Origin of the sequence: Falsiroseomonas sp. CW058 (assembly GCF_050563535.1) — a bacterium.
In the GTDB taxonomy this organism is placed as follows: Bacteria; Pseudomonadota; Alphaproteobacteria; order Acetobacterales; family Acetobacteraceae; genus Falsiroseomonas.
In genome coordinates this window covers 43,574-67,157 of sequence record NZ_JBNXUO010000007.1, presented here as the reverse complement: position 1 = coordinate 67,157, position 23,584 = coordinate 43,574, and the positions used below count along the sequence as shown (strand labels likewise).

The following is a 23,584-nucleotide window of genomic DNA, read 5'->3' as shown; positions in this document are numbered from 1 at the left end:
GCGGCTACTGCGCGGCCTGCGCGGGCACCGCCGGGCCGGGGCGGCGCGCCTTCAGCTCCTCCGCCAGAAGGAAGGCGAGTTCCAGCGACTGCTCGGCGTTCAGGCGCGGGTCGCAGAAGGTGGCGTAGTTCTCGGCAAGGTTCGCCTCCGTCAGACGGTGCGCGCCGCCGAGGCATTCGGTGACGTTCTGGCCCGTCATCTCGACATGGACGCCGCCCGGCACCGTGCCTTCGGCCGCGTGGCAGTCGAAGAAGCGCCGCACCTCGGACAGGATGGAATCGAAGCTGCGCGTCTTGTAGTCGCCCGCCTTCACCGTGTTGCCGTGCATCGGGTCGCACAGCCACACCACCTTGCGCCCCGCGCGCTTCACCGCGCGCAGCAGGCCGGGCAGCTTCGCCTCCACCTTCTCCGCCCCCATGCGCGCGATGAGGGTGAGGCGCCCCTTCTCGTTCGCCGGGTTCAGGATCTCGGTCAGCCGCACCAGCTCATCGGCTTCCATGCTCGGCCCGACCTTCATCCCGATCGGGTTCTGCACGCCGCGCATGAATTCCACATGCGCGCCGTCCGGCTGGCGCGTGCGGTCGCCGATCCAGAGGAAATGCGCCGAGCACGCCCAGTGCCGCCCGGGATGGACCGAGCTTTCCCGCGTCAGCGCCTCCTCGAAGGGAAGGAGGAGCGATTCGTGCGAGGTGTAGAACTCCGTCTCCCGCAGCTGCGGCAGGTCGGACATGCCGCAGGCGGACATGAAGGACAGCGTCTGGTCGATGCGGCCCGCCAGGTCCTCGTAGCGGCTGGCGAGCGGGCTGCGCCGGGCGAAATCGAGGTTCCAGCGATGCACCTGGTGCAGGTCGGCATAGCCGCCGGTGGCGAAGGCGCGCAGCAGGTTCAGCGTGGAGGCCGACTGGAGATAGGCGAATTCCATCCGCCCCGGGTCGGGGATGCGCGCCTCGGCCGTGAAGTCGGGCCCATTGATGATGTCGCCGCGGTAGGAGGGAAGCGTGACGCCCGCCAGCGTCTCGGTGTCGGAACTGCGGGGCTTGGCGAACTGGCCCGCCATGCGGCCGAGCTTCACCACCGGCAGCCCGCCGCCGAAGGTCAGCACCACCGCCATCTGCAGCAGCACCCGGAAGGTGTCGCGGATGGTGTTGGTGTTGAACTCCGCGAAGCTCTCGGCGCAGTCGCCGCCCTGGAGGACGAAGGCCTCCCCGTCGCCCGCACGCGCCAGCTGGGCCTTCAGCCGCTCCGCCTCGCCTGCAAAAACGAGGGGGGGAAATCGGCGCAGCTTGGCTTCCATGGCCTTGAGGGCGGCCTCGCTGGGGTAGTCCGGCACCTGCCGGATCGGCATGCCCCGCCAGCTTTCGGGGGTCCAAGCGCGCGTCATCGGTCCTGTCCTGGCCAAAGTCCAAGGAGCGGACCTTAGCCCCAGCCGGCGCGGCGGGAAACCACGCTCTTGGCCCGGGTCCAGCCTTTCGTGAGCCCGGCGATTCACGCCCCCACCCTGCCCGCCTTCGGCGTGCACGGTGGGGGCGATCGCGGGCTACTCGGCGGCCGCCCTCACCCCCGCCCCGGCCTCCCGCACGCGGGTGCGGAGCGTCACGAACTCCTCCGCCGCGGTCGGGTGGATGCCGATGGTGCGGTCGAAGTCCTGCTTGGTCGCGCCCATGGCCACCGCGATGCCGATGCCCTGCATCATCTCCGCCGCGTCCTCCCCCAGCATATGGGCGCCGAGCACGCGCTGCGTGCGCTGGCAGACGACCAGCTTCATCACCGTCTTCCGCCCCTCGCGCCGGCTGATCGTGTGGCGCATCGGCGTGAAGCGGGTGAGGTAGATGTCCACCGGCCCGCGCTTCGCCGCCTCGGCCTCCGTCAGCCCGACCGTGCCGACGGGCGGCGAGGTGAAGACGGCGCTCGGCACGTTCTCGTAGCTCGCCTTCCGCGGGCGGTTGCCGAACAGCGTATCGGCCAGGGCATGGCCGGTGGCGGTGGCCATGGGGGTCAGGTTCACCCGGTCGATGACGTCGCCGAGGGCGAAGATGTGCGGCTGGCTTGTCGCGTGGTCCTCGTCCACCACCACCGCGCCGTTCGCCGCGCAACGCACCCCGGCGGCATCGAGGCCGAGGCCCCGCGTGTTGGGCAGGCGGCCGGTGCAGAAGAACACCGCGTCCACCTCCCGCACGAAGTTCGTCGAGAGGCCGAGCAGCAATTCGCCATCCACGGTGGTGATGCGCGTCGGCGTCACGTCGGGGTTCAGGCGGATGCCCTGCGCGGTCAGCGCCTCGGCCAGCGCCGCGCGGATGTCGTCGTCGAAGCCGCGCAGCGGCAGCGGGGCGCGATAGATGAGGTCCACCTCCGCGCCGAGCCCGCGCAGGATGCAGGCGAATTCCAGCGCGATGTAGCCCGACCCCAGCACCGCGACGCGCCTCGGCAGCGCCGGCAGCGTGAACAGGTCGTCCGAGATGAAGCCGAGTTCCGCGCCGGGGATGTCGAGCCTCTGCGCCGTGCCGCCGGTGGCGATGACGATGCGTTCCGCCGTGACGCGCTGTTCCCCCACCTGCAGGGTATGGGCGTCGAGGAAGGTGGCCCGCGCATCGAAGGTGTTGCAGCCCGCGCCCTTCAGCAGCTTGTCGTAGATGCCCGACAGCCGCGCCACCTCCGCATCCCGCGCAGCGGCAAGCTTCGCCCAGTCATGCCCGTGGTTGGTCAGGTTCCAGCCGAAGGCGGCCGCATCCTCGGCCCAGGCGCCGTATTCTGCGGCGTTCACCATGATCTTCTTCGGCACGCAGCCGACATTGACGCAGGTGCCGCCCCAGAACCGTTCCTCCGCGATGCCGACGCGCGCGCCGTGACCGGCCGCGATGCGCGCGCAGCGCACCCCCGCCGAGCCGCCGCCGATGACGAAGAAGTCGAAATCGTAGGTCATGGGGTCCACCGCGCGAAAGTGTGACAGATAGGGCGTCGCCCGGCCCGCGTCACCCCGTTACATAATGCGATCCGCATGTATGGGCGGCCGCCGCCCCGAGCCGCGCGGCCCGGGGGCCCGGACCGGGAGGGATGACAAAGCGATGAACCGTCGGATGTTGATGACCCTGCTGGCCGGCGCGGGGACTGGCCTCGTCATGCGCCAGGGCGTGCGGGCCGCGACCCTGGTGGAGCGCAACGTCGAGAGCAGGCTGGCGCTGGCGCTGCGGCTGCCCGCAGCCGCCGTGCAGCGCCAGCTTTCCGGCCCCTGGGAAACGGCGGGCCAGCCGCCCGGCCCCTTCGCCGGAGCCAACCTGTTCGTGCTGTTCTACGACCGCGCGCATGCGCTGGACGGCGCCGGACAGGTGCCGCCGCAGGCCACGGCGCGCTTCGTCGTGCTCGCGCCCTTCGCACGGTCGCGGGACAGCGGCGAGAGCGCCTTCGTCGTCTCCCGCATCTACCTGCCCGACGCGTCGCTGATGCCGGGCCCCTACCGCAACGGCGTCCCCGCCGAGACGCGCCGGCGCTTTTCCTCCGATGGCCCGGCCTTCGCGCCCGGCACCGCGTCCGAAGCCTGGGAGATGCAGGCCGCGAACGGCGACCGCATCTCCCTGTCGGTCGACTACCGGCGCGGCCGGCCGACACGGGCGCAGCGGGAACTGCGGATCTACTCCTCCGTCGAGCCGGGCTTCCACCGGATCTACCGCACGGACGAGGTTCTCGACGTGGTCCGGAGCCGCCCGGCCGGCATCGACCGGGCAGACCGCTTCTCGGCCGCCTTCGCGGTCGCGGACCTGCCGGAACTGGCCGAGGCAGAGGTGGTGGCGGTGACGGCCTACCCGCTCTACCTCCGCGACGTGTCGCTGCCGTGAGGCGGCCTGCGCCGTCCCGGCCCATGCGGGACGGCGCCCCGCGGCTCAGCTCCCGATGCCGCCGAGGGCGAGGTACTTGATCTCGAGGTAGTCCTCGATCCCGTATTTCGACCCCTCGCGGCCCAGCCCGCTTTCCTTCACGCCCCCGAAGGGCGCGACCTCGGTCGAGATGATGCCCTCGTTGATGCCGATGATGCCGCTCTCCAGCGCCTCGGCCACGCGGAAGATGCGGCCGATGTCGCGGGCGTAGAAATAGGCGGCGAGGCCGAATTCGCTGTCGTTGGCGAGCTTCACGGCCTCCTCCTCCGTCCGGAAGCGGAACAGGGGCGCGACGGGACCGAAGGTCTCCTCGCGGAAGACCAGCGCGGAAGGCGGCACGTCGGCCAGGATCGTGGGCTCGAAGAAGTTGCCGCCGCGGGCGTGTCGCCTGCCGCCGGTGACGATGCTGGCGCCCTTGGCGGTCGCGTCGGCGATGTGCTCCTCCACCTTGGCGACCGCGTCGGCGTTGATCAGCGGGCCCTGGGTCACGCCCGGCTCCATCCCGTTGCCGACCTTCAGCGCCTCCACCGCCGCCTTCAGCTTCCCCGCGAAGGCGTCGAAGACGCCGTCCTGGACGAAGATGCGGTTGGCGCAGACGCAGGTCTGGCCGGTGTTGCGGTATTTCGACGCCATGACGCCCTGCACCGCGGCATCCAGGTCCGCATCGTCGAAGACGATGAAGGGCGCATTGCCGCCCAGTTCCATCGAGGTCTTCTTGATCGTCGTCGCGCATTGCGCCAGCAGCAGCCGCCCGACCTCGGTCGATCCGGTGAAGCTGAACTTCCGCACCAGCGGGTTGGAGGTCAGCTCGCCCCCCGTCTCGCCGGAAGGGCCGGTGATGACGTTGCAGACTCCGGGCGGCATCCCCGCGCGTTCCGCCAGCACCGCCAGCGCCAGCGCGCTAAAGGGCGTCTGGCTGGCCGGGCGGATCACGCCCGTGCAGCCCGCGGCCCAGCCCGGGCCCGCCTTGCGGGTGATCATCGCGGCCGGGAAGTTCCAGGGCGTGATGGCGGCAAAGACGCCGATCGGCTCCTTCAGGACGATGATGCGCCGGCCCTTCGCGTTCTGCGGGATGGTGTCGCCGTAGATGCGCTTCCCCTCCTCGGCGAACCACTCGATGAAGGACGCGGCGTAGGCGACCTCGCCCTTCGCCTCGGCCAGGGGCTTGCCCTGCTCGGCCGTCATGATGGCGGCCAGGTCGTCGGCATGGGCCAGCATCAGGTCGTTCAGCTTCCGCAGGATCGCGGCGCGTTCCTTCGCCAGCATGGCGCGCCAGCCCGCGAAGGCGGCCTGCGCGGCCTCGACCGCGCGGCGCGTCTCGGCCGCCGACATGGCGGGGACGTGGCCGATCACCTCGCCCGTCGCGGGGTTGCGCACGGCGATGGTGCGGCCCGATGCGGCCTGCACCCATTGCCCGCCGATCAGGTTGGCCTGCCGGAACAGGTCCGGGTCCTTCAGCGGCAGCTTGGCGATGGCGTCCAGCATGGCGGCGTTCCTTCCCTTCGGCCCGCCGGAGGATAGGCGCCTGCCCCCATGCTGTCAGCCATCCGCCGCGGGGCGGCGCCGCTACTCGACCGTGACGCTCTTCGCCAGGTTGCGGGGCTGGTCCACGTCGGTCCCCTTCAGCACGGCGACGTGATAGGCGAGCAGCTGCACCGGGATGGCGTGCAGGATCGGCGCCGCGAAGGGATGGATCGCCGGCAGCTCGATCACCTGTTCGGCGAAGCGCCGCAGCGCAGGCGCGCCCTGCGGGTCGGTGAAGGCCATGATGCGCCCGCCCCGCGCCGCGGCTTCCTGCAGGTTGCTCGCCGTCTTCTCGAACAGCGGGCCGGAGGGGCAGAGCGCGATGACCGGCACCGCGCTGTCGATCAGCGCGATCGGTCCGTGCTTCATCTCGCCCGCCGCATAGCCCTCGGCGTGGATGTAGGAGAGTTCCTTCAGCTTCAGCGCGCCTTCCATCGCGATCGGCATCAGGGACCCGCGGCCGAGGAACAGCACGTCCCGCGCCTTCGCGACCTCGGCGGCCAGCGCGCGGATCTCGGCGTCCTTCTCCAGGATCGCCGCCGCATGGCCCGGCACCTCGGTCAGCGCCGCGGCAAGCTGCCGCGCCGTGTCCTCCCCGATCGTGCCGCGCGCGCGGCCGAAGCCGATGGCGAGGCAGGCCAGCACCGCGAGCTGCGCCGTGAAGGCCTTGGTGGAGGCGACGCCGATCTCGGGCCCCGCCACCGTCAGCAGCGCGCCATGGCTTTCCCGCGCCATGGTGCTTTCCGGCACGTTCACCACGGACAGCACCTTCTGCCCGCCGTCGCGCAGCAGCTTCAGCGCCGCCATCGTGTCCGCCGTCTCGCCGGACTGGGAGACGAGGATGGCCGCCCCGCCCTGCGCCAGCGGCGGCTCGCGGTAGCGCAGCTCGCTCGCGACATCGGCATCCACCGGGATCCGCGCCAGGCCCTCGATCCAGTAGCGCCCGACCTGCCCCGCGAGGAAGGCGCTGCCGCAGGCGGTGATGGTCAGCCGCGGCACCAAGACCGGGTCGAAGGGCAGCGCCGGCAGCGACACGCTGCGCGTGCCGGGGTCCAGATACTGGTGCAGCGTGTCGCCGAGCACGGCGGGGTGCTCGTGCAGCTCCTTCTCCATGAAGTGGCGGAAATTGCCCTTGCCCACCGCCGCGCCGGACAGGGAGGTGAGCCGCACCTGGCGTTCCACCTCGTTGCCCGCCGCGTCGAAGAAGCGCGCGCCGTCCTCCGACACCACCGCCCAGTCGCCTTCCTCCAGATAGGCGATGCGGCGCGTCAGCGGCGCCAGCGCCAGCGCGTCGGAACCCACGAACATCTCCCCCTCGCCATAGCCGATCGCCAGCGGCGCGCCCTGCCGCGCGGCGATCAGCTTGCGCGGGTGGCCGGCGAACATCATCGCCAGCGCGAAGGCGCCATGGACGCGCTTCAGCGCAGCGGCGGCCGCCTGCTCCGGCGCGGCGCCCTGCGCCAGGTGCCAGTCCACCAGGCGGGCGAAGGTCTCGGTGTCGGTCTCGGTCTCGAACTCGGCGCCCCTGGCTTCCAGCTCCTCGCGCAGCTCGGCATGGTTCTCGATGATGCCGTTGTGGACGACGGAGACGCGGGCCGTGCCGTGCGGATGCGCGTTGCGCTCCACCGGTGCGCCGTGGGTGGCCCATCGCGTGTGGCCGATGCCGGTGGTGCCGGGCAGGGGCGCGCGTTCCAGCACGGCGGCGAGGTTGCCGAGCTTCCCCTCCGCGCGCCTGCGCTCGATGTGGCCGTTGACCAGCGTGGCGACGCCGGCGCTGTCATAGCCGCGGTATTCCAGCCGCCGCAGCGCCTCCAGCAGCCGCGGCGCGGCTGGCTCCACTCCGACCACTCCGACGATGCCGCACATGCGTCCTACCTGCCCTTGCCCTTGAAGCCGCGCCCCGGCTTGTTCACCTGCCGCCCGCGCGCCACCGCCAGCGCGTCGTCCGGCACGTCCTCCGTCACCACGCTGCCCGCGCCCACCAGCGCCCGCGCGCCTACGCGCACCGGCGCGACGAGCGCGGTGTCGGAGCCGATGAAGGCGCCTTCCCCGATCTCCGTGCGGTGCTTGTTCACGCCGTCGTAGTTGCAGGTGATGGTGCCCGCGCCGATATTCGCCCGCGCGCCGACCGTCGCGTCCCCGATATAGCTGAGGTGGTTGGCCTTCGCGCCCTCTCCCAGCACGGCGGCCTTCAACTCCACGAAATTGCCGACATGCGCGCCGCGCTCCACCACCGTCCCCGGCCGCAGCCGCGCGAAGGGGCCGATCACGGCCCCGCGCCTGACGGTGCAGCCTTCGAGGTGGCTGAAGGCGCGGATCTCGACCCCGTCCTCCACCGCGACGCCGGGGGCGAAGACCACGTTCGGCCCGACCGTCACGTCCTGGCCGAGCCTGGTGTCGAAGCTGAACACCACGCTGTCGGGCTGCGTCAGCGTCGCGCCGCCTTCCATCGCGGCGCGGCGCAGCGCGCGCTGCATCTCCGCCTCGGCCTCGGCGAGTTCCATGCGGCTGTTGATGCCGCGCAGCTCCGCCTCCGGCGCCTCCACCGCCTCCACGCGCAGCCCCTCGCCGGCGGCGAGCGCGACCACGTCGGTCAGGTAGTATTCGCCCTTGGCGTTGTCGTTCCGCACCGCGCGCAGCCAGCGGAACAGATCGGCGGCGGGCGCGCAGACCACGCCGGCATTGCAGAGCCCGACCGCGCGCTCCTCCCCGTCCGCATCGGCCCATTCGACGATGCGCACGACCCCGCCCGAGGCGTCCTGGATCACCCGGCCATACCTCGCCGGGTCGGCCGGCCGCATGGCCAGCAGCGCCAGCCCCGCCCCCGCCCGCGCCGCCACCAGCCGCCCGAGCGTCGCGGGCGTGACCAGCGGATTGTCGGCGTAGAGCACCGCGACATCGCCGCCATGACCCTCCAGCAGCGCCGCCGCCTGCAGGGCGGCATGGCCGGTGCCCAGCCGGTCCCGCTGCACCACGGTGGCGTGCGGCGCCGCCGCCCGCTCCAGCTCCGGCATGTCCGGCCCCGCCACGACGACGACGCGGTCGAACACCGCCTCCGCCGAGGCCAGCAGGTGGCGCAGCATCGGCCGCCCGGCGATCGGGTGCATGGCCTTGGGCAGGGCCGAGCGCATGCGCGTGCCGAGCCCGGCAGCGAGGAGGATGGCAGCCTTCATTCCCACCCGGTACCCCCCCGCGCCCCGTGCCCGCAAGCCCGCCGCGGTCAACTCGCGTTTCCCGAGGTTGCCAGCCCCCGCGCGGCGGGCCAGAACCGCGCCCCATGCCCCCCCTCGCCGTCTTCGACCTCGACGGGACGCTGCTCGACAGCGCGCCCGACATCGCCGCCGCCCTGAACCGCGCCCTGGCCGCGGCCGGCATCGCCCCCTTCGCCCTGCCGGAGGTGACGGCGATGATCGGCGACGGCGCGAAGGCGCTGATCGAGAAGGCCCTGGCCGCGCGCGGCCTGCCCTTCGACCCGGCGCTGCACGCCGCCTTCCTCGCCGACGAGGACATCCACGCCGCCCGCCTGACCCGCCCCTATGACGGGATCGAGGCGGTGCTGGGCGCGCTGGCCGCAGCGGGATGGCGGCTGGCGGTCTGCACCAACAAGCCGGCGACCCCGGCGCGGTCCCTGCTCGATTCGCTCGGCCTCGGGCGGCATTTCGCGGCGCTCGGCGGCGGGGACAGCTTCGCCACCCGCAAGCCCGACCCCGCGCATCTCCTCGGCACCGTCGCGCTGGCGGGCGGCAACCCGGACCGCGCCGTCATGATCGGCGACCACCGCAACGACGTGAACGCCGCCCGCGGCGCCGGCATCCCCTGCATCTTCGCCGGCTGGGGCTACGGCCCGCGGGAGATGGCGGCCGATTCGCCGGTGGCGGCGGCGCCCGCGGCCCTACCGGCGCTGCTGGACGGGCTGCGCCAGCGCGGCTGAGGGCTCGGCCCGCAGCAGCACCGCGGTCGCGTGGCCGACCCAGCGGTTCGGGATCTCGAGCCTCACGGGGATGGGCGGCGCGCCCGGGAAGGGCGCGGCGATCCAGGCGGTGCCGGTCTGCGGCGCCGCGCTGGCGGCGCGGTCCTGGTCATGGCGGAACCCCGCCACCAGCCGCCCCTCGAAGGCGCAGCGCAGCGCCTCGCCCGACCAGGCGCCGCGCCAGGGGCGGATCAGCTCCCGCCTCTCCGTGCGGGAGGCGTAGTCGCTCCGCCGCCGCCCGTCGAAGACGGGAACCGCGCCGTCGCAGCCGCCGCTGCGGTCCACCAGCCGGGCCAGCTGCGCCATGGCCGACAGCGCGTCCATCGTGTTCCGCTGCAGCGCGGCGGGCACCGGCTCGCGCTCATCCGTCTCGGGCGGGGTGAGTTCCAGCACCTGCGGCGCGCCGCCCTGCCAGGCCAGCGCGATGCGCCGGTAGCGGCCGCGGAAGGTGCCCTCCGTCAGGTAGCTGCGCGGCGCGGCCGCGGCACCCGCCCAGCCGCCCTCCACCTGCGTCGCCTGTTCGCCCGGTGCGAAGACCGCGGCGATGCCGCGGGTGCGCAGCTGCGTCCGGATGCGGTAGCCCGCCTCCGACACGTCGAATCGCGCCTCGAGCTGGAGCACGGTCATCCCGGCCGCATAGACCTCGTAGGTCGCGACCACGGGCTGCTGCGCGGCGGCGGGCGCGGCCAGCAGGGCGAGGATCGGCAGGAGGATCGGGCCGGTGCGCATCTCCGCCATATCGGCAGGCGGCGCTGCGCTGCCAAGGCGTCGCGGGGTGCGCTTGACAGGACGGGCCCTGCCCCACTATCCAGCGCCTCCCGACGGATGGGCGCGTAGCTCAGCGGGAGAGCATTCGCTTCACACGCGAAGGGTCACAGGTTCAATCCCTGTCGCGCCCACCATCCTCCACACGAAAAGGCCGCCCTTCCGGGCGGCTTTTTCGTGTGGAGGTTTTCCATGCCCTCAATCGCCGGGCGCCGGCATCCGCCGGCTTGGCTCGCCGCACCTGCGGCGGCCGCCATCCGGCGGCTCGGACGGCACCGCCGTCCGGGGTTTCCCGTGCCCTCAATCGCCGGGCGCCGGCATCCGCCGGCTTGGCTCGCCGCACCTGCGGCGGCCGCCATCCGGCGGCTCGGACGGCACCGCCGTCCGGGGTTCTCCATGCCCTCATGGGCCGGGCGCCTGTCTATCCTCCCGCCTGCGCGAGAACCCGGCGCGCGCGGATCAGGATCGGCTCGTCCACCATCCGCCCATCCACGCTGAAGCTGCCGCGGCCCTCGCGCGCCGCATCCTCCGCCGCGGCCAGTTGCCGGCGCGCGAGGTCGATCTCGGCCGCGCTCGGAGCGAAGCCCTCGTTCAGCACCGGCACCAGCGCGGGGTGGATGCAGGTGGCACCGACGAGGCCCGCGCGCTTCGACCGCGCCACCAGGTCCCGCACCCGCTCCGCATCGCGGTAATCCGCCACGGTGCCGAGAGTGCCGAAGGGCGCGACGCCCGCGCCATGCGCCGCCAGCACCATCAGCCTCTTGGCCAGCACGATCGTCTCGTCATCCGCCGCCGCGCCGCATTCGGCCGCCAGGTCCTCCGCCCCGATCAGCAGCCCCGCCACCCGCGGCGAGGCGCGGGCGATCGCCTCCATGCGCGGGATCGCGGCCGCACCCTCGATCATCGGGACCAGGCGCATCGGACGCGGCGCGCCCTCCAGCATCTCCGCCGCCAGCGCCACATGCTCGGCGCCCATCGCCTTGGTCAGCAGGATCCCGTCCGCGCCCGCCGCGATCGCCGCCTCGATGTCGGGCACTGCGAGCCGCAGCGGGCGGTTCACCCGCACCAGCACGTCGGACCCGCCACTGCGTGCGGTGGGCACCGCCTCGGCCAGCGCGGCGCGGGCATCGGCCTTGCGGTCGGCCGGCACCGAATCCTCGAGGTCGAGGATGACGGCATCCGCCCCCGCCCCGGGCGCCTTCGCGACGAAGCGCGGCACATTGGCCGGGACATACAGCATCGAACGCCAGGGTCGGCTCATCTCGTCGCACCACCTTCCAGGATCACGCCCGCGGCCCGCAGCCGCGCGAACTCCGCCTCGCCCAGCAGCGGCGCCAGCACCGCCGCGTTGTCGGCGCCGAGCCGCGGTGCCGGGTTGCGGAACAGGCCGGGCGTGGCGGACAGGCGCGGCACCTCGCCATGCATCGGCAGCACGCCGCCCGGCATCTCCTCGTCCGGCACCTCCACCAGCGCCTCGCGCCCCGCCACATAGGCGTCCGCGTCCAGGCCCTCCGCGTCCATGATGGGGCCGATCGTCACGCCGTCGCGGTCGAAGCGCGCCAGCGCCTCCGCCATCGTCATCCCGGCGATGGCGTCGCGGATCACCGTGTCCAGTTCCTCCACATGGCGCAGCCGGTCGGGGTTGGTGCGGAAGCGCGGGTCATCGGCCAGTTCCGGACGGCCGATGGACGCCATCAGCTTCACGAACATCCCCTGTGTCGAGCTCGACAGCGCGACCCAGCCACCATCCCGCGTGCGATAGGCGTTGCGGGGCGCGGTGTTGGTGCTGCGGCTGCCGGTGCGCGGCTTCACTTGGCCGGTCAGGCGCCAGTTCGCGATCTGCGGCTCCAGCACCGCGAACAGCGGCTCGAACAGCGACAGGTCGATCACCTGCCCCTGGCCCGTCGCCTCCGCATGGCGCAGCGCGATCATCGCGGCGGAGGCGCCGTAGAGCCCGGCATAGGCATCTGCCATGAACATCGGCGGCAGCACCGGTTCGCGGTCGGCGAAGCCGTTCTGCGCGGCGAAGCCGGCATAGCCCTCCACCAGCGTGCCGAAGCCGGGCTTGTGGCGGAACGGCCCGGTCTGCCCCCAGCCGGAGATGCGGACGACGACGAGACGCGGATTCGCCTCCAGCAGCGCCGCAGGCGGCAGCCCCATCTCCTCCAGCACGCCGGGGCGGAAGCTCTCGACCAGCATCGCCGCGCCCTCCGCCAGGCGCCCCACCGCCGCGATCGCCTCGGCGCGGCGCAGGTCGAGGCAGATGCTCCGCTTGTTCCGGCAATAGGCCTTCCAGCTCGTCTCCACGCCGCCCACGCGCCAGGCGCGCAGGCTGTCGCCGGCGGGGGGTTCCACCTTGATGACCTCGGCGCCGTGGTCGGCCAGCACCTTGGTCAGCACATTGCCCGCGACGAGGCGCGAGAGGTCGACCACCCGCACCCCGTCGAGCGCGCCGCGCGCGGCGGCGTCGAAGTCCCGCCGCGCCAGCCCGGGGCCGCTCATCGGCCGCGTTGCAGGAAGGCCAGGATCTCCCGCCCCAGCGCCTCGTCCGCGGTGTTGAAGTGGTGGACCATCGACAGGTGGTTGTGCCGCTCCAGCCGGGCGAAGCGCGGGCAGGCGCCGTCGCGCGCGCAGATGGCCGAGAACAGCTCCGCCCCGCTCACGTCGAGGCCGGGGTTGTCGTATTCGGCGACCACGATGAACACCGGCAGCCGGCTGCCGCCGACATGGGTGATGGCCGACCGCGCGGGGTACTGGGCGGCATCCGCGCCGAAATAGGCCTGCATGTTGCGCGCATTCGGGTCGTTCGCCACGTATTCCAGGCGGTAGCGCCCGCTCATCAGCACCACGCCCGCCACGCCCGGCCCCGCCGCCGGGTGGATCGACCGGTCGAAGGCGTAGTTCGCGACATGGGTGGCCCCGGCCGAATGGCCGATCAGCAGGATGCGGTCGGGATCGCCGCCCAACCGCGCCGCATTCTCCCGCGCCCAGGCGACGACGGCGCCGACATCCTGCGCCCCCCCCGGCCAGGGCGAGGCAGGCGCAAGCCGGTAGGTCGCGTTGATGCCGACCATCCCCTGCCGCGCGAACCAGGTCGCGACATTGCCGTAGATCTCGTCGTTCACGCGCTTGTCGCCGCGCACATAGGCGCCACCGTGGAAGAACACGACCACCGGCGCGCGCGTCAGCCCCGGCCGCGCATGGATGTCCAGCACCTGCTTCGGGTCCGGCCCATAGGCGACGTCGCGGCGCACCTCCACCCCGTCGCGCGGCGCGGCGGCGAGGAGGGGCGTGTAGGCCCGTTCGGAGATGGCGACATTGCCCAGGATGTCGGTCCCCCAGACCGGCCCGATGCGGTCCATCGTCGCCTGCAACTCGGCCGGCATGACGGACATCTGCGCGGCAGCCGGCGCGGCGATGAGCGCCGCGGTGAGCGCGGCGACGAGGCGGATGCGCATGGCGTGTCCCTGTTTCCTGCCCTGGTGGCGACAAGGGTAGGTCAGGCGGGGCGGGGGTGGGAACCCGTCAGGCCGCCACCGGCGCGGCACGCAGGGCGTGGACCAGCGCCGCCAGGTCGCCATGCAGGTCCGCCGTCCCGGTGAAGCCCACCTCACGCCGCAGACGGCTGGTGTCGGCCACCATGAAGGGGACCTCCCCCGCCGGGTCCGGCCGCGCGCCGAGCCGGATGAGGTCCGGGCGGCCGGTGATGGTGCCGATCGCCTCGATCACCTCCCGCATCGGGCGGCCGGTGCCGGAGGCGATGTTGACCGGCCCCGTCACCCCGCCGGTGGCCAGCGCCGCCAGCGCCCGACCCGCGAAGCGGGTCGAGGCATAGTCCCGCACCGCCCGGCCGGACCCGCAGCGCGCCTCCCGCCCCGCCAGCAGCGACAGCGCGACGTCGGGCACCAGCTTCGCCGCCGGCTCCCCCTCTCCGAACAGGTGGAACAGCCGCGCCCAGGCGACCGAGAGCCGGGGCGAGAGCGCCAGCAGCCGCGCCGCCAGTTCCGCCTTGGCGCGGCCATAGGGCGTGCCGCCGCCCAGCGCGCGCGTCTCCGGCCAGGGCTCGCCGTCATCCGCCGCGACCTCGGCGTATTCGGCGCAGGTGCCAAGCCCCACCATGCGCCGCCCCCCGAGTTCGGCGAAGGCATGGGCGAGCGCGGTCGAGGCCTCGACCCAGCGCGCATTCTCGGGCGAGGTCCAGAACCTCCCGTGCTCGACATACCAGGCGGCGTGCAGCAGCGTCGTCGGCCGCACCTCGCGCAGCAGCGCCCGCGCCTCCGCCTCGTCCAGCAGGTCGGCCCGGTGCCAGGTGACGCCGGGGATGGCCCGCGCCGCGCTGCGCGAGACGGCGTGCAGCTCCACCCCGCGCGCGAGCAGCGGCGCGACCACGGCGCGGCCGACGAAGCCGCCCGCGCCGGTCAGCAGGACGCGCTCAGCCATGGTCGGGATAGGTCGCGTCGCGTTCGCCGATCACCGCGGGCGGCGCGGGCCAGGCGATGCCGAAGGCGGGGTCGTTCCAGCGCACGCCGCGGTCATGGCCGGGCGCATAGGGCAGGTCGATCAGGTATTCGACCGCCGCATCCTCCGTCAGCGTCAGGAAGCCGTGCGCCAGGCCGCGCGGGATGAAGAAGGCGTTGCCCGCCTCCGCGCTCAGCGTCACCGCCTCGTGCCGGAGGTAGGTGGGGCTGCCGGGGCGCAGGTCGATCGCGGCGTCGAAGACGGCGCCGCGCACGCAGCGGACCAGCTTCTGCTCCTCCTTCGGGGCGGCGCGGAAATGCATCCCGCGCAGCGTGTGCCGGTGCGTGTTCTCCGACAGCGACATCTGCGACGGCGCGAAGTCGATCCCCGCGCGGCGCAGCTCCTCGGCGCACCAGGTGCGGAAGAAGGCGCCGCGCGCGTCGCGGTGGCGTTCCGGCAGCAGTTCCACGAGGCCGGCGATGGCGGTGGGGCGGAAGATCATGCGACGATCTCCCGCATTTCCGGCACCGCGGTCAGCAGGCGGCCGCGGAAGCCGTTCGCGCGCAGCTGCGCCGCGATCTCGGCACCGATGTTCCAGGGCAGCACGAGGATGTCGTCGGGCGCCATGGCCAGCAGCGCCTCCGGCGTCACCACCGGGATGTGGCTGCCGGGCAGCAGGCGGCCCTGCTTGGCCGGGCTGCGATCCGCCACGGCGAGGATCTGCGGCGCCCTCACCCCCGCCGCGTTCAGCAGCGTGTTGCCCTTCGCCGCCGCGCCATAGGCGCCGATCCGCCGGCCCTCGGCCAGCGCGCCGTCCAGCCAGCCGCGGAAGCCCGCCAGCACCGCCCGCACCCGCGCGTCGAAGCCCTGGTAGAAGGCGTTGCCGTCGAGCCCGCGCGCTGCCTCCTCCGTCCGGACGTCCCGCAGGCCCGCGCCCTCCCCCCGGTCGGCGGCGGAAGCGAGCACGCGGAGCGACCCGCCATGGGTGGGCAGTCGCTCCACCTCGAACACGCGCAGCCCGTGGCGCGCCAGCAGCGTCTCCATCGAGAGGAGCGACCAGTAGGCGTAGTGCTCGTGGTAGATCGTGTCGAACTGCACGCCCTCCACCAGCCGCACCAGGTGCGGCGCCTCGATGGAGACGACGCCCGCGGGCCCCGCCAGCAGCGCCAGCCCGGCGGCGAAGTCGTTCACCTCCGGCACATGCGCCAGCACGTTGTTCGCCACGACCAGGTCGGCATGGCCGCGGCGGGCCACCACGTCGCGCGCCGCAGCCGCGCCGAAGAAGCGGGTTTCCGTCGGCACGCCCCCGGCGCGCGCGACCTCCGCGACATTCGCCGCCGGCTCGATGCCGAGGCAGGGGATGCCGGCGGCCACGAAGTTGCGCAGCAGGTAGCCGTCATTGCTCGCGACCTCGACCACGAAGCTGCCGGCGCCGAGCCCGAGGCGTTCCGTCATCGCCGCCGCGAAGCGCCGCGCATGGTCGAGCCAGGAGGCCGAGGCGGAGGAGAAATACGCGTAGTCCGAGAAGATGCCCTCGGCATCCACCACGGTGTCGAGCTGCACCAGCCGGCATTCGTCGCAGACGACGCAGCGCAGCGGGAAGGCGGGTTCCGGCGCCCCGGCGCGGTCGGGCGGGACGTAGGAATTGGCGACCGCCATTGTGCCGAGGTCGCAGAAGGTGGCGCCCAGCGCGCCGCCGCAGGCACGGCAGGCGGTGACGGGATGGGACCGGCCGCTCATGCCGCCATCGCCCGCGGGCCCAGCGCCTCGGCCAGCGCGGCGTCGGTGGCGCGGGCCATGTCCTCCCCCCGGCGCCAGGCGGCGTACCAGGCGGCGGTGGCGGCGATGGCGCGCGGCGTGTCGAGCACGGGGTGCCAGCCCAGCGCCCCGCCGGCCAGGGTGGAATCCAGCGCCAGGCGGCGCGCCTCGTCCATCACCGGGCCGGCTTCCAGCCGCCAGGACGCGGCCTCGCCGGTCGCGGCGGCCCATTGGGCGAGCAGGTCGCGCACGCGGATCTCGCCGTCGCGCGGGCCGAAATTCAGCGCAGCTGGTGCTTCCGCCGGCGCCGTTGCCAGCCGCTCGGACAGCATGAGGTAGCCGCGCAGCACGTCCACCACATGCTGGAAGGGCCGCGTCGCATCGGGCCGGCGCAGCACCAGCACCTCCCCCGCCATCTGCGCGCGCACCAGGTCGGGGATCAGCCGCTGCTCGCCGAAGTCGCCGCCGCCGATGACGTTGCCGGCCCGCGCGTTGGCGATGGGCGGCAGTTCCGCGGGGAAGGACGCGCGGTAAGACGCGGCCGCGATCTCCGCTGCCGCCTTCGACGCGCTGTAGGGATCGTGGCCGCCCAGCGCATCCGCCTCCGTGAAGGGGCGGCCGGCGCCGTCGTTCCGGTAGACCTTGTCCGAGGTCACGACCAGCGCGGCGCGCAGGCCGGGCAGGCCGCGCATCGCCTCCAGCAGGTTCACGGTGCCGCCGAGATTGACCGCGAAGGTCGCCGCCGGCTCGCGGTAGCCGCGGCCGACGAAGGCCTGCGCGGCGAGGTGCAGCACCACCTCCGGCCGGGCGCGGCGCAGCGCCGCGGCCAGCGCCGCCGCATCGCGGATGTCGACCCGCAGGTCACCGGCCAGCACCTCGCCCGCGCGGATCGCGGCGAAGGCGGAGGGGCCGGGCGGCGGGTCGAGCGCCAGCCCCGTGACCTCCGCGCCAAGCACCGCGAGCGCGCGGCAGAGCCAGCTGCCCTTGAAGCCGGTATGCCCCGTGACGAGCACGCGGCGACCGCGCCAGAAGGCGGGATCCGGATTGGCCATCACCACACCTTCCACGGCGCGGCCCCGCCGGCCCAGAGCCGTTCCAGCTGGTCGCGGTCGCGCAACGTATCCATGGGCTGCCAGAAACCGCGATGGTCGAAGGCGCGCAATTCACCTTCGCGCGCGAGTCCCCGTAACGGTTCCTCCTCCCAAACCGTTGAATCGCCGCCGACACGGTCGATCACGCGCGGCGAGAGCACGAAGAAGCCGCCATTGATGGTCCCGCCATCGCCGGGCGGCTTCTCGGTGAAGGCGTCCACCGCGTCGCCGCGCCGGTCGAGCGCGCCGAACCGCCCGGGCGGCGCCACCGCCGTCACGGTCGCGAGCCTGCCATGCGCGCGGTGGAAGGCGACCAGCGCGCGGACATCCACATCCGCCACGCCGTCGCCATAGGTCATGCAGAAGGCGTCCTCGCCGGCCAGGTGCGGCGCCACGCGCTTCAGGCGCCCGCCGGTCATCGTGTCCTCGCCCGTGTCCACCAGCGTGACGCGCCAGGGTTCCGCCGCCGGCCGCAGCACCTCGACCCGGCCGGTGCCGAGATCGACGGAGATGTCGGAGGAGTGCCTGCGGTAGTTCAGGAAGAACTCCTTGATCATCCACCCCTTGTAGCCGAGGCAGACGACGAACTCGTTGATGCCGTGCGCCTCGTAGATCTTCATGATGTGCCAGAGGATCGGCCAGCCGCCGATCTCCACCATCGGCTTCGGGCGCAGCGCCGTCTCCTCGGCCAGCCGCGTGCCGCGGCCGCCGGCCAGGATCACCGCCTTCATCGCTCCGCGACCTCCGCCACCTTGCCGTAGAAGGCCTTCACGAAGCGGTCGACATCGCCGAGCGGCCGCGCGCGGATCATGGCGCGCAGGTTCTTCCGCAGGTCGCGCCGCCGCGCGCGGTCCTCCGCCAGCGCCGTCGCCTTCGCCACGTAGTCCTCCGCCGTGAAGGCGCAGAGGTCGCCGACGCCGGCATTCGACAGGTTCGAATATGACAGCCGCTCCGGAAAGCCCGGCCCGGCGAGCGAGACGGTCGGCACCCCCATCCACAGCGTCTCGCAGGTGGTGGTGCCGCCGACATGGGGGAAGCTGTCGAGCGCGATGTCGATGCTGTTGTAGTGCGGCATGTGCTTGCCGCGGACGCCGACGAAGTCGATCCGCCGCGGGTCCACGTCGCGCGCCGCGAAGACCGCGCGGGCATTGGCGACGAAGGCGGCCGAGGCGCCTTCCGGCCGCACGAACAGGAAGCGGCTGTCCGGCACCGCGTGCAGCACCGTCGCCCAGGCGTCAAGGCAGGGAAGCGTGTACTTGTAGGGGTTGTTCATGGTGCCGAAGGTCAGCCGGCCGAACCGCTCCTCCGGCAGGCCGTCCTGTATCTCCTGCCGGTCGGAGAAGCCGAGCCGCCCGAGGCTGACCCAGGTATCGGGCAGTTCGAACCCCTTCTCGATCAGCAGCCGCGGATCGGCGGGGCGGATGTAGGGATCGGTCAGGATGTAGTCGATCGCCTCGATACCCGCCGAATGGGGATAGCCCAGCCAGGACGCGCCGATGCGCGCGGGCCGGTACGCCATGACCTCGAGCTTGTTCATCGCGGTGCTGCCGCCGAGTTCGAACAGCATGTCGAGCCCGTCCGCCGCGATGCCGGCCGCGACCTCGGCATCCGGGCGCCGCGGCCACCAGCGGAAGGCGTCCACCTTCCCCTCGATGTGCTGCTGCACCTGGTCCTTCTGGCCTTCGTAGAAGGAGTAGCAGAAGACCTGGAAGCGGTCGCGGTCGTACAGCTCCAGCAGCTGCAACGCGAAATAGGTGACCGGGTGGTTCCGCAGGTCCGACGACATGAAGCCGACGCGGATCTTGCGACCCGTGTCGATCGCCGGCATCGCCGGCCGCTCCACCGGCGGACGGGACGCGCTTTCGCGCCGGCCCCATTCGCGGTGCCACTCGACGATGCGGATCCGGTCCTCCAGCGTCTCCACCTGGCCCAGCTCGTAGTGCAGCGCGGCGAGGCGCCCTTCCGCCAGCCAGTGCGGCGCGAGCTGCGCCAGCGTGCCGGTGCGCCGCGTGCGGTCCACGTCCATCGTCCGCTGGAAGATGGTCCGCAGCGACCGCGCGGAGCGCGTGACGCGGTCCGGATGTCGCTCCATCAGTCGGCAGGCGACGGCGTAGGCTTCCTCGATGTGCTGCGTCTCGTCGCCGTAGCGGCTGCGCGACAGGCTCTCGATCAGCGCGTCCATCAGCTCGGGGTTGTCGGGGTTGGCGGCCAGCGCGCGGCGCAGCGCCTCGTTCGCGGCCTGCCGGTCGCCGTCGCCATGCAGGCGGGCCAGCAGGAGGTTCGCGTTGCGCTCCCCCGGCTCGCGCGCGATCACGCCATCCAGCAGGGCCTGCGCCTCGGCGATGCGGCCCTGGCGCAGCAGCAGGCGGGCGGCCATCACGTCGGCCGCGGAATCACCCGGCCGCGCCGCGCGCAGCCGCACGCACACCCGTTCCGCCGCCGCCCAGTCGCGCCGGTCCATGTGCAGCCCCGCCAGCACCGCCGCCGCGTCGCGGTCGCGCGGGTCCAGCGCGAAAGCCTTCTCCAGGCTCGCCAGCGCGCCGTCCTGGTCGCCGAGCGCGCGCAGCACGCGGCCATGCAGGCGCCACAGCTCGATGTTGCGGGGGTCGATCCGCAGCCCGGCGGCGAAGGCGGCGGCGGCGGCGGCGAAGTCCCCGCGCAGCTCCTGCACGTTGCCGAGGTTCTGGCAGGGCGAGACGTTGCGCGGCTCCAGCCGGCGGGCGGCTTCCAGCGCGGCCACGGCCTCCTCCAGCCTTCCCGCGCGCTTCAGCATCACGCCGAGCGTGTTGGCCAGCACGAAGTCCTTGGGCTTGCGCGCCTGCGCGGGGCGCAGCACCTCCACCGCATCGGCATGGCGGCCCGCCCCGCTCAACGCCAGCGCCCAGGGCAGCGCGATGGACTGGGGCGCGATGCCGTTCGCCGCGGCCCGGGCGAAGGCGTCCGCAGCTTCCGCCTGGCGCTGCGCCTGGGCCAGCACGCCGGCCAGCTGCTGCCAGTGCTGCCCGCTGGCCGGCTGTTCGGCCAGGCGCGCGCGCAGGGCGGCTTCCTGCCGGGCGAGGTCGGGCGGTGCAGCGCGGAGGGTGCGGGCGGCAGGTGGCGGCGGCATGGGCTCCGGCCCGCCCGGCGGGCGGCTGCACCGAAGGGCGCTGGGGGCGGCCGGTCGGCGCCAGGATGTTGAGGTGTTGCCGAAGCGGTATCACGCCTTCGTGTTCCCGGACAAGCGGCGTGACCGGGCGTTCCGCACGCGATGGTTGAGACGGGTTGATGCGCCGCCGCCGCCGGGACAGATTGCGCCCGGCATGAGCACCGCCCCCGCCATCCCCGCCGCCGCGCCTGGACCCGCCGGCCCCGTGGAGGAAGCCGCGCTCCTCTCCCGCGTGCCGATGGGCGTGCGCCTGGTGGCGCTGGCCGGGACCGGCACGGCCGGCCTGGCGGCCGCGATCCGAAGGCGCGATCCGGCGGCGCAGGTGGTGGAGTTGCGCGCCCTGCCGCCCGGCATCCCGCCGCTGCTGCGCGGCAGCGTCGATGCGCTGGTCTGGCCCGACGTGCTGGCGCGGCTGGCCGACCCCGCCGCCGCGCTGGCCCAGGCGGCCGCGCTGCTCGCTCCGGATGGCGTGCTCGTCGCCGCCGTGCCCAACCCGTTCCACTGGACCTTCGCCGACCGGCTGCTGCGCGGCGGCTGGGACCCGGGCGGGGAAGGCCCCCTCGGCCCCGGCCATCTGCGCCTGTTCACGCCGGAGGCGGTGGGGGACGCCCTGCAGGGCGCGGGCCTGGTCCCGCTCGACATGCTGCCCGACGGCGTGGAGGAGGAGGAAGCCGCGGCCTTCGCGCGGCGGATCGCCCCCTCCCTCCCCGCCCTAGGGGTCGAGGCAGGGGCCCTCGCCGCCCGCGCCGCGCCGCGCCGGCACATCTGGCGCGCCGCCCGGCGCCGCGCGACGCCGCTGGTGGTGGTGGCGCATGTGCTGAAGCCGGTCGGCGGCGTCAACGACGTGCGGATCGACCTGCCGCTGAACGCCATGGCGACGCGGCCCGGCGTGCGGATCCGCATCGCGCAGAACCCGGACACGCCGGCCCTGGCGGCGGAGACGCCGCGCATCATGCTGCTGCACCGCCGCCTGCTGAACGGCCCGGATGCGGCCGCCCATGTGCAGCAGTTCCGTCGGCGCGGCTGGGTGGTGGTGCAGGAATTCGATGACGACCCCGCACACTGGCCGGTGGTGGCGCAGTCGGGCCACTTCGCCTTCCGCGGCGTCCATGCCGTGCAGACCACCACGCCCCGGCTGGAGACGCTGTTCCGCCAGTACAACGGGGAGGTCGCGGTCTTCCCGAACACCGTCGCGGAACTGCCGGAGCGCCGCAACTTCGCCGATCCGCGGCGGATGACGCTGTTCCTCGGCGCGCTGCGGCGCGAGGACGACATCGCCCCCTTCCTGCCCGCGCTCAACGCGGTCCTGGCCGAAGCCGGCGGGCGGCTGGCGGTGGAGGTGCTGTTCGACCGCGGGACCTTCGACGCGCTGGCGACGCCGCACAAGCGCTTCCACGGCATCCTGCCATATGCCGCGTACCGCGCGCTGATGGGCAGTTGCGAGATCGCCTTCATGCCGCTCGCCGACACGCCCTTCAACAACCACAAGTCCGACCTGAAATTCGTCGAGGCCGGCGCGCACCGCCTGGCGGTGCTGGCGAGCCCGGTGGTCTATGGCGCCACCGTGCGGCACGGCAAGACCGGGCTGCTGGTCCGCACCCCGGACGACCTGCACGCGGCGCTGCGCCGCCTGCTGGCCCATCCGGAGGAGGCGATGGCGCTGGGCGAGGCGGCGCACGGCTGGGTGCGCGGCAACCGGATGCTGGCGGGGCATGTGCAGCGGCGGCTGGACTGGTACCGCGACCTCTGGGCGCGCCGCGCCGCGCTGGATGCGGCGATGCTGGAACGCGCGCCGGAATTCGCGCGTCTCGGCTGACCCTGCGACCGTCCCCTTCCGCCTGCGACAGGGCGGCGAAGCGGGGCTTTCCCCGGCAGCACACGGCAACAAGGAAGACCCACATGACCCCCCGCGACCGCGCCGCCGCCTTCTGCACCCGCCACGGGCTGCGCGTGCCGGTCCTGCTGGCGCCGATGGCCGGGTCCTGCCCGCCGGCGCTGGCGGCCGCGGTGGCCAATGCGGGGGGCATGGGCGCCAGCGGCGCGCTCCTCCAGGACGCCGCCGGCATCGCCGCCTGGACGGCGGCCTTCCGCGCCGCGTCCAACGGCGCGGTGCAGGTCAATCTCTGGGTGCCGGATCCGCCGCCGCCGCGCGATGCCGCCCGCGAAGCCGCGGTGCTGTCCGCGATGGCGCGGTTCGGCCCGCCGCCGGTGCCGCTCGGCGACGGGCCCTGGCTGCAGGATTTCGACACGCAATGCGAGGCGGTGCTGGCCGCGGCGCCGCCGGTCGTCTCCTCCATCATGGGGCTGTATCCGCCGGGCTTCGTCGCGCGCCTGAAGGCCCGCGGCATCGCTTGGTTCGCGACCGTCACCAGCGTCGCGGAGGCCCGCGCGGCCGAAGCCGCGGGCGCCGATGCCGTGGTGGCGCAGGGCGCCGAGGCGGGAGGCCATCGCGGCAGCTTCGACGCGGCGCTGGCCGAGGCGCAGTCGACCGGCCTGGTGGCCCTGCTGCCGCGCATCGCCGATGCGGTGGCGGTGCCGGTGATCGCGGCGGGAGGCATCATGGACGGGCGCGGCGTGGCGGCGGCGCTGGCGCTGGGCGCGAGCGCGGTGCAGATGGGCACCGCCTTCCTGCGCTGCCCGGAAGCCGGCATCCCGCCGGCCTGGGCGGATGCGATCGGCGCGGCGGCGCCGGAGGACACGACCGCCACGCGTGCCTTCAGCGGCAGGCTGGGGCGCGCGATCCGCAACGCCTATCTCCGCGCCGCGCCGGACCCCCTGCCCTATCCGTTGCAGCGCGTCGCGACCGGCCCGATGCGGGAAGCGGCCGCCAGGGCGAACGACGCCGGCCGCATGCAGATGTGGGCCGGCCAGGGCGCGGCGCTCGCCCGGGCGGAGCCGGCGGCGGAGGTGGTGCGGCGCGTCTGGACCGAGGCGGAGGCGCTGCTGGCGTGAGAGCGTACGCAAGCCGCCCCCGCGGCCAGGGCCGCGGGGGCGTGCATCGCGC

Annotated in this window: 19 protein-coding genes and 1 tRNA gene; 5 read left to right on the top strand and 15 right to left on the bottom strand. The window is 73.6% G+C overall.

All coding sequences use genetic code 11. The annotated features are described in order from the left end of the window. Positions 1 to 4 precede the first annotated feature (4 nt). Positions 5 to 1,381 carry a class II 3-deoxy-7-phosphoheptulonate synthase gene (locus ACK8OX_RS08085; RefSeq protein WP_430663461.1) on the bottom strand — a complete coding sequence of 459 codons (1,377 nt, stop codon included), beginning with the start codon at positions 1,379 to 1,381 and terminating at the stop codon, positions 5 to 7. Positions 1,382 to 1,537: 156 nt separating this feature from the next. Continuing rightward, positions 1,538 to 2,920, bottom strand: coding sequence for a glutathione-disulfide reductase (gene gorA, locus ACK8OX_RS08080; RefSeq protein ID WP_430663460.1), 1,383 nt, complete (start codon positions 2,918 to 2,920; stop codon positions 1,538 to 1,540). Between the two features lie 142 nt (positions 2,921 to 3,062). Here gorA and ACK8OX_RS08075 point away from each other — a divergent pair, with 142 nt between their 5' ends. Continuing rightward, positions 3,063 to 3,830 (top strand): hypothetical protein, encoded by a 768-nt coding sequence (locus ACK8OX_RS08075; RefSeq protein WP_430663459.1) that lies wholly within the window; start codon positions 3,063 to 3,065, stop codon positions 3,828 to 3,830. A gap of 45 nt (positions 3,831 to 3,875) precedes the next feature. On the opposite strand, the gene gabD is transcribed toward ACK8OX_RS08075, so the two are convergent. From gabD to glmU, 3 genes are all read right to left on the bottom strand, one after another. Continuing rightward, the gene (gene gabD, locus ACK8OX_RS08070) at positions 3,876 to 5,354 is read right to left on the bottom strand and encodes an NADP-dependent succinate-semialdehyde dehydrogenase (protein WP_430663458.1); all 1,479 of its coding nucleotides are present in this window, start codon (positions 5,352 to 5,354) and stop codon (positions 3,876 to 3,878) included. Between the two features lie 81 nt (positions 5,355 to 5,435). Further along, positions 5,436 to 7,259, bottom strand: a complete 1,824-nt coding sequence (gene glmS / locus ACK8OX_RS08065) for a glutamine--fructose-6-phosphate transaminase (isomerizing) (RefSeq protein ID WP_430663457.1) — start codon at positions 7,257 to 7,259, stop codon at positions 5,436 to 5,438. Positions 7,260 to 7,264: 5 nt separating this feature from the next. Continuing rightward, positions 7,265 to 8,566, bottom strand: coding sequence for a bifunctional UDP-N-acetylglucosamine diphosphorylase/glucosamine-1-phosphate N-acetyltransferase GlmU (gene glmU / locus ACK8OX_RS08060; protein WP_430663456.1), 1,302 nt, complete (start codon positions 8,564 to 8,566; stop codon positions 7,265 to 7,267). 104 nt (positions 8,567 to 8,670) lie between these two features. Here glmU and gph point away from each other — a divergent pair, with 104 nt between their 5' ends. Further along, complete coding sequence (gene gph, locus ACK8OX_RS08055) at positions 8,671 to 9,324, top strand: phosphoglycolate phosphatase (protein WP_430663454.1); 654 nt, start codon at positions 8,671 to 8,673, stop codon at positions 9,322 to 9,324. Here the strand turns inward: gph and ACK8OX_RS08050 are convergent. After that, positions 9,286 to 10,092, bottom strand: a complete 807-nt coding sequence (locus tag ACK8OX_RS08050) for a DUF3108 domain-containing protein (protein WP_430663453.1) — start codon at positions 10,090 to 10,092, stop codon at positions 9,286 to 9,288. The genes gph and ACK8OX_RS08050 overlap by 39 nt on opposite strands. 98 nt (positions 10,093 to 10,190) lie before the next feature. On the opposite strand from ACK8OX_RS08050, the gene ACK8OX_RS08045 reads away from it, so the two are divergent. Next, a tRNA-Val gene (locus ACK8OX_RS08045) sits at positions 10,191 to 10,265 on the top strand. Between the two features lie 284 nt (positions 10,266 to 10,549). Here ACK8OX_RS08045 and ACK8OX_RS08040 read toward each other — a convergent pair. From ACK8OX_RS08040 to ACK8OX_RS08000, 9 genes are all read right to left on the bottom strand, one after another. Further along, the gene (locus ACK8OX_RS08040) at positions 10,550 to 11,389 is read right to left on the bottom strand and encodes an HpcH/HpaI aldolase/citrate lyase family protein (protein WP_430663451.1); all 840 of its coding nucleotides are present in this window, start codon (positions 11,387 to 11,389) and stop codon (positions 10,550 to 10,552) included. Continuing rightward, positions 11,386 to 12,630: a CaiB/BaiF CoA transferase family protein gene (locus ACK8OX_RS08035; RefSeq protein ID WP_430663450.1), complete on the bottom strand. Its 1,245-nt coding sequence runs from the start codon at positions 12,628 to 12,630 to the stop codon at positions 11,386 to 11,388. Before ACK8OX_RS08035 ends, ACK8OX_RS08040 begins: the two co-directional genes overlap by 4 nt. Beyond that, on the bottom strand, positions 12,627 to 13,586 hold the full coding sequence (locus ACK8OX_RS08030; protein ID WP_430663449.1) for an alpha/beta hydrolase: 960 nt from the start codon (positions 13,584 to 13,586) through the stop codon (positions 12,627 to 12,629). Before ACK8OX_RS08030 ends, ACK8OX_RS08035 begins: the two co-directional genes overlap by 4 nt. Positions 13,587 to 13,653: 67 nt before the next feature. Then, entirely contained in the window at positions 13,654 to 14,568 is a 915-nt protein-coding gene (locus ACK8OX_RS08025; protein ID WP_430663448.1) for an NAD-dependent epimerase/dehydratase family protein, read from the bottom strand. Next, positions 14,561 to 15,088: a dTDP-4-dehydrorhamnose 3,5-epimerase family protein gene (locus tag ACK8OX_RS08020; protein WP_430663447.1), complete on the bottom strand. Its 528-nt coding sequence runs from the start codon at positions 15,086 to 15,088 to the stop codon at positions 14,561 to 14,563. Before ACK8OX_RS08020 ends, ACK8OX_RS08025 begins: the two co-directional genes overlap by 8 nt. Further along, positions 15,085 to 16,326 (bottom strand): methyltransferase domain-containing protein, encoded by a 1,242-nt coding sequence (locus ACK8OX_RS08015; RefSeq protein ID WP_430663446.1) that lies wholly within the window; start codon positions 16,324 to 16,326, stop codon positions 15,085 to 15,087. Before ACK8OX_RS08015 ends, ACK8OX_RS08020 begins: the two co-directional genes overlap by 4 nt. Next, positions 16,323 to 17,396, bottom strand: coding sequence for a CDP-glucose 4,6-dehydratase (gene rfbG, locus ACK8OX_RS08010; protein ID WP_430663445.1), 1,074 nt, complete (start codon positions 17,394 to 17,396; stop codon positions 16,323 to 16,325). Before rfbG ends, ACK8OX_RS08015 begins: the two co-directional genes overlap by 4 nt. Continuing rightward, a complete protein-coding gene (gene rfbF / locus ACK8OX_RS08005; protein ID WP_430663444.1) occupies positions 17,396 to 18,166 on the bottom strand; it encodes a glucose-1-phosphate cytidylyltransferase in 771 nt (256 codons plus the stop codon). Before rfbF ends, rfbG begins: the two co-directional genes overlap by 1 nt. Then, a complete protein-coding gene (locus ACK8OX_RS08000) occupies positions 18,163 to 20,541 on the bottom strand; it encodes a tetratricopeptide repeat protein (RefSeq protein WP_430663443.1) in 2,379 nt (792 codons plus the stop codon). Before ACK8OX_RS08000 ends, rfbF begins: the two co-directional genes overlap by 4 nt. Before the next feature lie 193 nt (positions 20,542 to 20,734). Here ACK8OX_RS08000 and ACK8OX_RS07995 point away from each other — a divergent pair, with 193 nt between their 5' ends. After that, positions 20,735 to 22,396, top strand: a complete 1,662-nt coding sequence (locus ACK8OX_RS07995; RefSeq protein ID WP_430663442.1) for a methyltransferase domain-containing protein — start codon at positions 20,735 to 20,737, stop codon at positions 22,394 to 22,396. Positions 22,397 to 22,479: 83 nt separating this feature from the next. Next, on the top strand, positions 22,480 to 23,532 hold the full coding sequence (locus ACK8OX_RS07990) for an NAD(P)H-dependent flavin oxidoreductase (protein WP_430663441.1): 1,053 nt from the start codon (positions 22,480 to 22,482) through the stop codon (positions 23,530 to 23,532). Positions 23,533 to 23,584: the final 52 nt, after the last annotated feature.